At 60.9% G+C, this 10,885-nt stretch carries 10 protein-coding genes; 3 read left to right on the forward strand and 7 right to left on the reverse strand.

The window, feature by feature from the left end:
• The 3 genes from GIW04_RS21910 to GIW04_RS21920 all read left to right on the forward strand — a co-directional run.
• Positions 1-695: SET domain-containing protein-lysine N-methyltransferase (locus GIW04_RS21910; RefSeq protein WP_329607634.1), on the forward strand; the 695-nt coding region annotated here is incomplete at its 5' end.
• Between the two features lie 159 nt (positions 696-854).
• Positions 855-2,498 (forward strand): MFS transporter, encoded by a 1,644-nt coding sequence (locus GIW04_RS21915; RefSeq protein ID WP_120248857.1) that lies wholly within the window; start codon positions 855-857, stop codon positions 2,496-2,498.
• On the forward strand, positions 2,495-3,640 hold the full coding sequence (locus GIW04_RS21920) for an HlyD family secretion protein (protein ID WP_003192298.1): 1,146 nt from the start codon (positions 2,495-2,497) through the stop codon (positions 3,638-3,640). The genes GIW04_RS21915 and GIW04_RS21920 overlap by 4 nt, the downstream gene beginning before the upstream one ends.
• Positions 3,641-3,761: 121 nt before the next feature.
• Here GIW04_RS21920 and GIW04_RS21925 read toward each other — a convergent pair whose 3' ends face one another.
• The 7 genes from GIW04_RS21925 to GIW04_RS21955 form a co-directional block, all read right to left on the reverse strand.
• On the reverse strand, positions 3,762-4,622 hold the full coding sequence (locus tag GIW04_RS21925; RefSeq protein ID WP_120248856.1) for an aldose 1-epimerase: 861 nt from the start codon (positions 4,620-4,622) through the stop codon (positions 3,762-3,764).
• Between the two features lie 162 nt (positions 4,623-4,784).
• Positions 4,785-6,065: a TRAP transporter large permease gene (locus GIW04_RS21930; RefSeq protein ID WP_003192294.1), complete on the reverse strand. Its 1,281-nt coding sequence runs from the start codon at positions 6,063-6,065 to the stop codon at positions 4,785-4,787.
• Between the two features lies 1 nt (position 6,066).
• On the reverse strand, positions 6,067-6,594 hold the full coding sequence (locus GIW04_RS21935) for a TRAP transporter small permease (RefSeq protein ID WP_003192293.1): 528 nt from the start codon (positions 6,592-6,594) through the stop codon (positions 6,067-6,069).
• A gap of 64 nt (positions 6,595-6,658) precedes the next feature.
• Entirely contained in the window at positions 6,659-7,621 is a 963-nt protein-coding gene (locus GIW04_RS21940; RefSeq protein ID WP_120248855.1) for a TRAP transporter substrate-binding protein, read from the reverse strand.
• 45 nt (positions 7,622-7,666) lie between these two features.
• Complete coding sequence (locus GIW04_RS21945) at positions 7,667-8,542, reverse strand: SMP-30/gluconolactonase/LRE family protein (protein ID WP_120248854.1); 876 nt, start codon at positions 8,540-8,542, stop codon at positions 7,667-7,669.
• Positions 8,543-8,568: 26 nt separating this feature from the next.
• Positions 8,569-9,387 carry an NAD-dependent epimerase/dehydratase family protein gene (locus tag GIW04_RS21950; protein ID WP_120248853.1) on the reverse strand — a complete coding sequence of 273 codons (819 nt, stop codon included), beginning with the start codon at positions 9,385-9,387 and terminating at the stop codon, positions 8,569-8,571.
• A gap of 231 nt (positions 9,388-9,618) precedes the next feature.
• Complete coding sequence (locus tag GIW04_RS21955) at positions 9,619-10,881, reverse strand: OprD family porin (RefSeq protein ID WP_032896494.1); 1,263 nt, start codon at positions 10,879-10,881, stop codon at positions 9,619-9,621.
• Positions 10,882-10,885: the final 4 nt, after the last annotated feature.

Consider the following 10,885-nt stretch of genomic DNA (forward strand, 5'->3'; position numbering starts at 1 on the left):
CTCCATTACCTCGGCATCGAATCGACAATACGCTGCCGATTCTGCAGGACCCCGCGCAGCCCACCGTCAGCCTGACCGGCTTGCTCGAGGGCCCTGTCGATGACATCCGCATCACCCACTGGAACGGCCTGCTTGACGGGCTAGACAGTGCAACTAAAGCGCGCGTTTCAGCCCAGGTCAAAGCGTCTATCAAAGACTGGCTGCGCACCGAAGGCCAGCACCAGTCCCGGTTTGATGAAACCCTGGACGTGTTCACAGCCCTTGACGATGGGGGCCCGGACCGCGGCGCGTCGGTGTGGGCCAGGCGCGATATTTCCCAGTTCGAGGTGCTTGGCCCCTATGCCGGCAAATACCATGCATCAGAGGCGTCGCTGTTCGAGGAGCAACGCAAACAGGGTTCACGGGCTGTACTGACTTATCTGTTCGGCACGCGTTCGGGCAATCGCTCGGTGAGTGCGCTGCATACGGGTAACACCTTGAGCCTGATCAATACCTCGCAACTGAGCGATGGGCCGGTGTGGAAGTCGAACAACGTCATCTGCGTCGCTCTTGGAAAAAACCTGACGTTCTATGTGGCGTTGAGTGACATCAAAAGAGGTGAAGAATTACTGATGGATTACGGTCCGTTCTATAAACCGGTGCCTGATATTGCGGTCAAGCCGGACCCTGATCACAGCGCTCAAGCGCAGAACTGATCAAGGAGGATTCAAAGCTTGCAGGTGGGGCGGTCGATACGGCCTCTTGCTTAAGGATCAAATGTGTCCTCAAGATGGCAACATGAACGCCTCTCAGGTTACTGTTCCTCTGTGTAACGGATTCACCGGCCTTGCACCCCGGCTTACCAAGGTCACCGAATGGATAAATACACCCCCCACACCTGGCAACCCCACGAGCGGCCGAGCCTGCCTGGCTCGCCCTCGACGCCGCTGCACCCCACACATAAGCGCTGGCTCTTCGCGATGGTCGGCGTGCTGGTGGCAATTACCGGCGGCCTGGGTAACGCCTTGGTTATCGCCAACCTGCAATACCTGCAAGGCGCCCTGGGCGCGACCACCGCGGAAATGGCCTGGTTGCCCGCCGCCTATGTGATGACCAACGTGTGCATGAACCTGCTGCTGGTGAAGTTTCGCCAACAGTTCGGCCTGCGTGCGTTTACCGAGGTGTTCCTGGTGCTCTACGCGCTGGTGACCTTCGGGCATTTGTTCGTCAATGACCTCAGTTCGGCGATTGCGGTACGGGCCGCCCACGGCATGGTGGGTGCGGCACTGAGTTCGTTGGGCTTGTACTACATGATCCAGGCATTCCCGGCCAAGTGGCGGTTGAAAGCCCTGGTGCTGGGGCTGGGCACCGCGCAGTTGGCGTTACCGCTGGCGCGGTTGTTTTCCGAAGACTTGTTGCAAATCGCTGAATGGCGGGGGCTGTATTTGTTCGAACTGGGCCTGGCGCTGATCTGCCTGGGCTGCGTGTTCCTGCTCAAGCTGCCGCCGGGCGATCGCTTCAAAACCTTTGAAAAACTCGACTTCCTGACCTTCGCCATCCTCGCCAGCGGCGTGGCCTTGCTCTGTGCAGTGCTGTCCCTGGGGCGCATCGACTGGTGGCTGGAAGCGCCGTGGATCGGCGTGGCCTCGGCCTGTTCCCTGGTGCTGATCATGGCCGGGCTGGCCATCGAGCATAACCGCAGCAACCCGATGCTGATGACGCGCTGGCTGGGCAGTGGCGTGATGATCCGCCTGGCGCTGGCGGTGGTTCTGATTCGCATGGTGCTGTCCGAGCAGTCCACCGGTGCGGTGGGGTTCATGCAGATGCTGAACATGAGCTACCAGCAGATGCATACCCTGTACGTGGTGATGTTGGCCGGCGCGATTGCCGGGCTGGTGGTCAGCGCGCTGACGATCAACCCGGCGCACCTGCTGATGCCGCTGATCATCTCCCTGGCGCTGATGGCGACAGGTTCGGTGATGGACAGTTTTTCCAGCAACCTGACCCGCCCGCAGAACCTCTATATCAGCCAGTTCCTGCTAGGCTTCGGCGGTACGTTCTTCCTGGGGCCGACCATGGTGCTGGGCACCAAGAATGTGCTGACCAACCCACGCAACCTGGTGAGCTTCTCGGTGATGTTCGGAATCTGCCAGAACCTCGGTGGCCTGATCGGCGCGGCGTTGCTGGGCACCTTCCAGATCGTGCGCGAGAAGTACCATTCGAGCATGATCGTCGAGCACCTGACCCTGATCGACCCGCTTGTGGCGGCAAGGGTGCAGAATGGTGGGGCGGCCTATGGCAAGATCGTCGCCGACCCGGAACTGCGCAACCTCATGGGCATCCGCAGCCTGGCCACGGCGGCGACCCGTGAGGCGAACGTCATGGCTTACAACGATGTCTTCATGCTGATCGCGATTATCGCGATCCTGACCATGCTGTGGATCTTCACCCGCAGCCTATGGCTGATGAGTACCACCAAGGCAACTCCTCCTGTTCAACCCAGCGGCGCGACTTCATGACTGAACCTTCAACCACCACCACGACCGCCATTGCCGCCACGCCGGAAGGCAGCACGCCACCGGGCGCGGTGCCGACCCAATTGCGGCCCTTGCGCGTGCGGATCATCTCGTCCCTGGGCTTTGCCGCCATCGCCATCATCGGTGTGCTGATCGTGTTATACGCCTGGCAACTGCCGCCGTTCAGCAGCGCGGTGGAAACCACCGAAAACGCCCTGGTGCGTGGGCAGGTGACGATTATCGGCCCACAGCTCAGCGGTTATGTATTCGAAGTGCCGGTGCAGGACTTCCAGTACGTCAAGACCGGCGACCTGCTGGTGCGCCTGGACGACCGCATCTACAAGCAGCGCCTCGACCAGGCCCTGGCGCAACTGGCGGTGCAGAAGGCCTCGTTGGCCAACGTGGTGCAGCAACGCAACAGCGCCGAAGCGACCATCAAGCTGCGCCAGGCCGCTCTGGTCGACAGCCAGGCCCAGGCGCGCAAGAGCACTGCGGATTTGCGCCGCAATGAAGAACTGATCAGCGATGGTTCGGTCTCCAAACGCGAACTGGACGTGACCCGTGCTGCCAACGCGCAGACCATCGCTGCCGTGGCCCAGGCCCAGGCCAGCCTGGAAATTGCCCGCCAGGATTTGCAGACGGTGATCGTCAACCGCGGCTCCCTGGAGGCCGCTGTCGCGAGTGCCGAGGCGGCGGTGGAACTGGCGCGCATCGACCTGTCCAATACCCGCATCACGGCACCACGGGATGGTCAGCTCGGGCAGATCGGCGTGCGCCTGGGCGCGTACGTCAATTCCGGCGCGCAACTGATGGCGCTGGTGCCCAAGCAGTTGTGGGTGATTGCTAATATGAAAGAAACCCAGATGGACAATGTGCAGGTCGGCCAACCGGTGACGTTCACCGTGGATGCGCTGAACCACCGCAAATTCCATGGCACGGTGCAGCATATTTCCCCGGCGACCGGTTCCGAGTTCAGCCTGTTGCAGGCGGACAACGCCACCGGCAACTTCGTGAAGATCGCCCAGCGGGTGCCTGTGCGCATCACCGTAGACCCGGACCAGGCCGAAAGTGAACGCTTGCGACCGGGGTTGTCGGTGGTGGTGAGTATCGACACGGCCGGGCGCCTGAAAAACAGCCCACCCTGACACTGACGCATCCTCCAACTGTAGGAGCGAGCTTGCTCGCGAAAAACGTCAACGATAACGCGTGTTTTCTGAATGAACGCGGCGCCTGTGAGTTTTTCGCGAGCAAGCTCGCTCCTACAGTTCAGGCATTTGGCGTGTATTTCAGGTTGAATGCCAGGTGGGTTGACTGGCCTTGCTCCAGCAGTTTCAGGCCAGGCCTGCCTGGAAGGTGATGGGCATTCACCGGATGACTCACCGGCTCGATGCAGAAAAATTCCAACCCCGGCGGGCAGTAGAGCAGGAAGTAACCGGCGCCGCTGGCCTGGCATTCAAGGCGGTAGCCAAGCTCCGGTTGTTCGATCAGGCAGTGCCCATCCCAGCCGCAAAAGCCGTTGTCCACCAGCCCCTCTGGCAATCCTTTGAGTTGCCGCAAATCCCAATCTTCGGGCACCGGTGCCAACCCTGTGGGCAGCTTGGCTGCATCACTCATCCACACTTGCCTAGCCTTGGCCTGCAGCCGCGTACCCGGCCGGCGCGGCAAGTACGGATGCAAGCCCAACCCATGCCACGCCGGTTGCTCGGCCAAGTGAGTCACGCACAAATCGATATTCAACTCACCGTTGTCCAAGTGCACCCGCTGGCGGGCGTGATAGGCGAAGGGCGTTTCGCAGCGCAGCTCCAACACCACTTCATGTTCTGACTGGCTTGTCACCTGCCACGGCTGCTGCCAGGCTGAACCGTGAATCGGTAGAGGGTCAGTGAGGCTATTGGGTGCCAGTGCCAGCCAGCCATCGGGGTTGTCGAACCCACCTTGAGCGATTCGGTTGGACCAGGGTGCCAAGGGATAGCAGCCCAGCTTGCCCGGCAGTCCGGTATTGATCGCCTGTGCATCGCTGTGCCGTAACAGCGGCTGCCCGGTGGCGCGCACCGTCCAGTTGACGAGGCTGCCGCCGATGGCCGGGGCGAGCACCAGATGGGTGAATTTATCCGAAAGCTCAATCACGATTGACCTGCCTGATGAAGTCAAAACAAACACTGAGGATGCAAGTGTGGGAGCTGGCTTGCCTGCGATAGCGACCTGTCAGTCAATGCATCCGTGACTGATACACCGCTATCGCAGGCAAGCCAGCTCCCACACTTGCTCACCTTGTTTCTGAAAGAAGGTTTACAGCACCAAGTGGGGCAACCACAGCGACAACGCCGGGATGTAGGTCACTGCAATCAGCACCAGAAACAACACCGCATAAAACGGCAGCAGGGCCTTCACGGTTTTCTCGATACTGGTCTTGCCCACCGCCGCCCCGACGAACAGCACCGCGCCCACCGGCGGGGTGATCAGGCCGATACCCAGGTTCACCAGCATGATCATGCCAAAGTGCACCGGGTCGACGCCGATGCCCAGGATCACCGGCATCAGAATAGGCGTGAGGATCAGAATCAGCGGCGCCATGTCCATCACCGTGCCCAGCAACAACAGCATGACGTTGATGCACATCAGGATCACGTAGCGGTTATCCGACAGGGTCAGGAACAGCGTGGTGATCTTCGCCGGGATCTGCATCAGGGTCATGATGTAGCCGAAGCTGGCGGCGAAGGCGATCAGGATCATCACGATGGAAATGGTGCGCACCGTGCGATGCATCAGCTTGGGGAGTTCGCGCCATTTGTAGTCGCGGTAGATGAACATGGTCACGAAGAACGCCCACAACACCGCAATCGCCGCCGACTCGGTGGCGGTGAAGATGCCCGACAGGATGCCGCCCAGGATGATCACCATGGCCATCAGGCCCCAGAGCGCATCGGCGGCGATCTTCAGCGCCTGCTTCAAGGGGATGACTTCGCCTTTGGGGTAGTCGCGTTTTTTCGCGAAGATCAGGCACAGCACCATCAGGCACGCGCTCATCAACAGGCCTGGCACCACACCGGCCATGAACAGCGAGGCGATGGAAACCGTGCCGCCAGCGGCCAGGGAGTACAGCACCGAGTTATGGCTGGGTGGCGTCAACAGCGCCTGCACCGAACCGCTGACGGTCACTGCGGTGGCGAATTCGCGCGGATAACCACGCCGTTCCATCTCTGGAATCAGCACCGAGCCGACCGACGCGGTATCGGCCACGGATGAACCGGAAATCGCGCCGAAAAACGTCGAGGCCATGATGTTGACCAAGGATAAGCCACCGCGTACAAAGCCCACCAGCACCCCGGCAAAGGCCACCAGGCGCCGTGACATGCCGCCCTCGGCCATGATCGCCCCGGCCAGTACGAAGAACGGAATCGCCATCAGCGAAAACTTGTTCACCCCACCGGCAATCTGAATCATCAGGGCCTGGAACGGGATGTCGATCCACCACGCACCAATCAACGCCGACAGCCCCAACGCATAGGCCACCGGCATGCCAATCAGGATCAACGCAACAAAGCTACCCAACAGAATCAACGCGTCCATATCAGGCGGCCCCTTCGTTTTCTTCAACCAGGTCGAAACGCACCACCTTGCGATTGCTCTGGTCACCGAGCAGCAGCTTTTCGACCACGAACACCAGGGTCAGCACCCCGCCAATCGGGATCGGCATATAGGTAATGCCCACGCGCAGGGTAGGGATGGCGCTCATGAACTGGTTCCAGGTGGACAGGCACAGCTTGGTGCCCCAAATCGTCATGAACACGCAGATGGTGCCCATCAGCAGTTGCGAGAGGATGCCGACGAGGCGGCGTTGGGTTGGCGGCAAGCGGTCAGTAACCATCGCCACCGACATGTGCGCACCGGCACGGTAACTGGCAGCAGCGCCGATAAAGGTGAACACCAGCATCAGCAGGATAGCGGTGGGCTCCGGCCAGCTGGAACCGGTGCCGAGGGCGTAGCGGGTGAAGATACCCCAGGGAATGATCAAGGCGACCCCCAATACCGACAGGCCGGCGACCCAGATGCAGGTCATGTAGAGGCGGTCATTGAAGCGCAGCAGTAAAGTCTTCATGGCGTTCACCGTGACCGGGCGCGTCGATACCGACCGCGCCGGGCCTTATGCAGGGCAGGGGAGGTTATTGAACCGCGTCGATGCGCTTGATCATGTCCGCATACGGCGCACCGTACTTGGCACGCACCGCGGCGGTGGCCTCATAGAAGGGCTTTTTATCGACGGTGATGAACTCCACGCCGGCCTTCTTGAGTTTCTCTTCACTGCTGGCGGACTTGGCGTCCCAGAGCACGCGCTCATCGGCCTGGGCGGCCTTGGCGGCGGCCTTGACCATGTCCTGCTGGGCGGGGTCGAGCTTGTTCCAGGTGATTTTCGACATCATGATGGGTTCGGGCAGGATCAGGTGTTCGGTGACGGTGTAGTACTTGGCGTTCTGGAAATGGTTGTGTTCCAGCAAGGTCGGCGGGTTGTTTTCCGCGCCGTCGATAACCCCGGTCTGCAGGGCGCTGAAGATCTCGCCGGTGTCCATGGCAATGCCGTTGGCGCCCATGGCGTTGAAGGCTTCGATGAAAATCGGGTTGCCTTGCACGCGGATCTTCATGCCCTTGAGGTCTTCGATCTTGCGCACCGGTTTCTTGGTATAGAGGTTGCGCGTGCCGCCATCCATCCAGGCCAGGGCCACCAGGCCGAACTCGGAGTTGGTGATCTTGGCGAGGATCTCGTCGCCGATCTCGCCATCGATGACCTTGCGCATATGTGCCTGATCGCGGAACACGAACGGCAGGTTGAACACGTTCACGTCCGGCACCACCGGGCCGACGATACCGAGGCTCACGCGGGTCATCTGCACGGCGCCGACCTGGGCCTGTTCGACCACTTCCTTCTCGGAGCCCAGCACACCGCCGGGGAAGTACTTGAAGGTCAGCTCGCCGTTGCTCGCCTTGGTCAGGGCCTTGCCCATATTCTCTTCGGCGACCACGGTGGGGTAGCCGGCGGGGTGGATGTCGGCAAACTTGATTTCCAGCGCGTGGGCGGCGCTGCTGAGGGTGAAGATTGCAGCGGCGAGCAAGGTGCGTTTGAAGTCCATGGAAGTCACTCCTGTCTTGTTATTGTTGTATTCAAGGCACAGCGATTAAACGATGAAGCGGGGTTCGGGCAGCCCTTGGACGCCTGGGTTGAGGGCGAACACGCCTCCGGACAGCGACTGTTCACTCGGGTCGTCACGGATGGAGGTGACGTACAAAGTGTCCAGGCGACTGCCACCGAAGGCGCACATGGTGGGTTTTTTCACCGGCACGCTCAGGGAGCGGTCCAGGCGACCGTCGGGGGTGAAACGGTGAATCAGCCCGGCGTCGTTGGCGCAGATCCAGTAGCCGCCCTCGGCGTCCACGGCCGCACCGTCGGGGCGCCCAGGAAAGTCGTTCATATCAATGAACAGGCGGCGATTGGACGGTGTACCGGTCTCGATGTCGTAGTCGAACGCCCAGACCTGTTGCACCCGCGGGTGTGAATCGGAGGCGTACATCGTGCGGCCATCGGGGCTGAAGGCCAGGCCGTTGAGGGTGATGAACCCGTCCAGTTGCGCGTGGGGCGCAGTCCCGGACGCATAGCGATAAAGGACGCCCTCGGCGGCGTTCAAGCCCATGTCCAGCACCATGCTGCCGGCCCAGAAACGGCCCTGGCGATCGCAGCGGCCATCGTTCAAACGCATGTCCGGACGTGAATGCTCGATGCTGGCCAGCGGCACGGTGTCGAGGCTGCCGTCGTTGTGGGCCGTGAGTTGAAAGAAGCCGGTTTGCATCCCCGCGACCCAATTGCCCGCTTGGGTGCGCGCAATACAGGCGAGCATCTCTGAGGCTTTCCACGCTGCCAGATGGCCGGTGGCGGCGTTCCAGCGTTGCAGGCCGCCGTTGGGGATATCCACCCAATACAGCGCGTTTTCTTCAGGCACCCACACCGGGCATTCGCCCACGGCGTTACGGGCGTCGACAATCAATTCAGCACACATGGTCATTCCCTTGGGTTGCTGGGCACTCAGTCACCGAACGGCCCCGCCGCGCAGAACGCACCGCCCTGGTAGACCTTGGCCGGGTCATCGGCGGCCACGGGCGGTTGGGCTTCAACCTCGGCGCGGAACACTTCGGAGCTGTCCTTGGGCGCAAAGCCCAGGTGCGCGGCGTAGCGGTTGTCCCACCAGGTATCGAGGTTGGCCGACATGCCGTACACCACGGTATGGCCGACGTTGGGCGTGTACAGCGCGCGTTCGAGCAGTTGGGTCAAGTCGTCGAAACTCAGCCAGGTGTGCATCATCCGGCGGTTCTGCGGTTGCGGGAACGAGGAGCCGATACGGATGCTCACGGTCTGTATGCCATACCGGTCGAAGTAGAAACTGGCCATGTCTTCGCCGTAGGATTTGGACAGGCCGTAGTAACTGTCCGGGCGGCGCGGGGAGTGGGCGTCGAGTTGCTCGCCCTGTTTGTAGAAACCGATCACGTGGTTGGAACTGGCGAAGATCACCCGCTTGACCCCGTGGCGGCGGGCGGCTTCGTAGATATGGAAAATGCCACTGATGTTCGCGCCCAGCACCTCTTCGAACGAGCGCTCCACCGACACACCGCCAAAGTGCAGGATGGCGTCGACGCCCTCTACCAGCTGATGCACGGCGTGTTTGTCGGCCAGGTCGCAGGCTTGCACTTCTTCGCGAGCATCGGTGGCGGGGGCCATTTCAGCGATATCCGAAAGGCGCAGCACCTGGGTATAAGGACGCATGCGTTCACGCAGGACTTTGCCCAGGCCACCGGCGGCACCGGTAAGCAGCAGGCGGTTGAAGGGAGTGGGAGTGGTGGTGGTCATGGGCCTTCCAGATTTTTGTTGTAGGTTGTCGTATGACTATGGGGAAATAGTGTTAGGGATTCCTGGTGTTGTCAACTTCCTTCCCGGCGCATGAGATCAAATGTGGGAGCTGGCTCGCCTGCGATAGCGGTGGGTCAGAAAAGGGTGTGGTAACTGACCCACCGCCATCGCAGGCAAGCCAGCTCCCACATGGATGTGCGGCACCTTTGAGATCGAGTTCGACACTGGAACCTACAACAATGAAATCGGATAACTGATAAAAATCCGATTCTCATCGAACTCGTTATTGCTGAAATCCCGGCGCATGGTCGAGTTGCGCCACTTCACATTGAGGTTCTTCAGCGCACCGCTCTGCACCGTGTAGGCCAACTCCGACTCACGTCCCCACTCCTTGCCGTCGGTGATCGCTCCGGTGTGTACATTGCTGCCGCTGATATAACGGTTCATCAGGGTCAGCCCCGGAACCCCGAGCACCACAAAGTTAAAGTCATGGCGCACCTGCCAGGACTTTTCCTTGGCGTTGTCGTAGCTGGCGTTGTAGCTGTCGTTGGCCAGGGTGCCGCCGCTGGTGCCGTTGATGCGCATCCAGGCGCTGTCGCCGCTGAGTTTTTGCAGGCCGACGTAGAAGGTGTGGCCGTTGTATTTGGCTGAGAGCAGGGCGAACAGGGTTTTGTTATCGAGGTCGCCGGCCAGGGCGCTGCCGTCTTCCTTGCCGTTGAAGAAGCCGAGGTTGGCCCCCAAGGTCCAGTCGCCCACCGGCTGGCTGTGGGTGAGGTTGAGGTACTGCTGCTGGTAGATATCAGTCAGTTCGGCGTACCACAGGCCGACCTGGGTACGTTTGTCATTGAAGGTGTATTCGCCGCCGCCGAAGTTGAAACGGTCCGAGGTGAACGCGGCTTTGCCGTTCATGAACATGTCTTCCATGCTCGCGTCGTTGCGCGGGCTGTTGCCGCGAAACTGACCGCCATAGAGGGTTAGCCCGGCAATCTCATTGGAGGTGATTTGTCCGCCACGAAAGGTCTGGGGCAGAGAACGGCCATCGTCGGAACGCAGGATTGGCAGCACCGGCATCCATTCGCCAACCTTCAACTCGGTTTTCGACAGCCTGGTTTTCAGTGCGACACCCAGGCGCCCGAAATTGTCGGCGGGGCGGCCATCGTCATGTACCGGTAGCAGTTGCGTGCCGGCGGTGCCTTTGCCGCCATCGAGCTTTTGCGAATACAGGCCCAACACGTCTATCCCGAAGCCGACCGTGCCCTGAGTAAAGCCGGACTTGGCATCGAGGATAAAATTCTGCGTCCACTCTTCGGCCTTGCCCTGGGGGTTGGTCGGGTTGGTGAAGTTGCGGTTGAAGTAGGCGTTACGCAGATTGAGCGTGGCCTTGGCGTCGTCGATAAAGCCTTCGGCATGGGCACCCAGCGGCAGGGTGACGGCCAGGCTGCCGAGACCGAGAAGGCCCAGGCGCGTGCAGGAATGGCGGGCGGATTGACTCACAGTG

The organism is Pseudomonas sp. PA-4-8C (assembly GCF_021606625.1).
Classification (GTDB): domain Bacteria; phylum Pseudomonadota; class Gammaproteobacteria; order Pseudomonadales; family Pseudomonadaceae; genus Aquipseudomonas; species Aquipseudomonas lactis.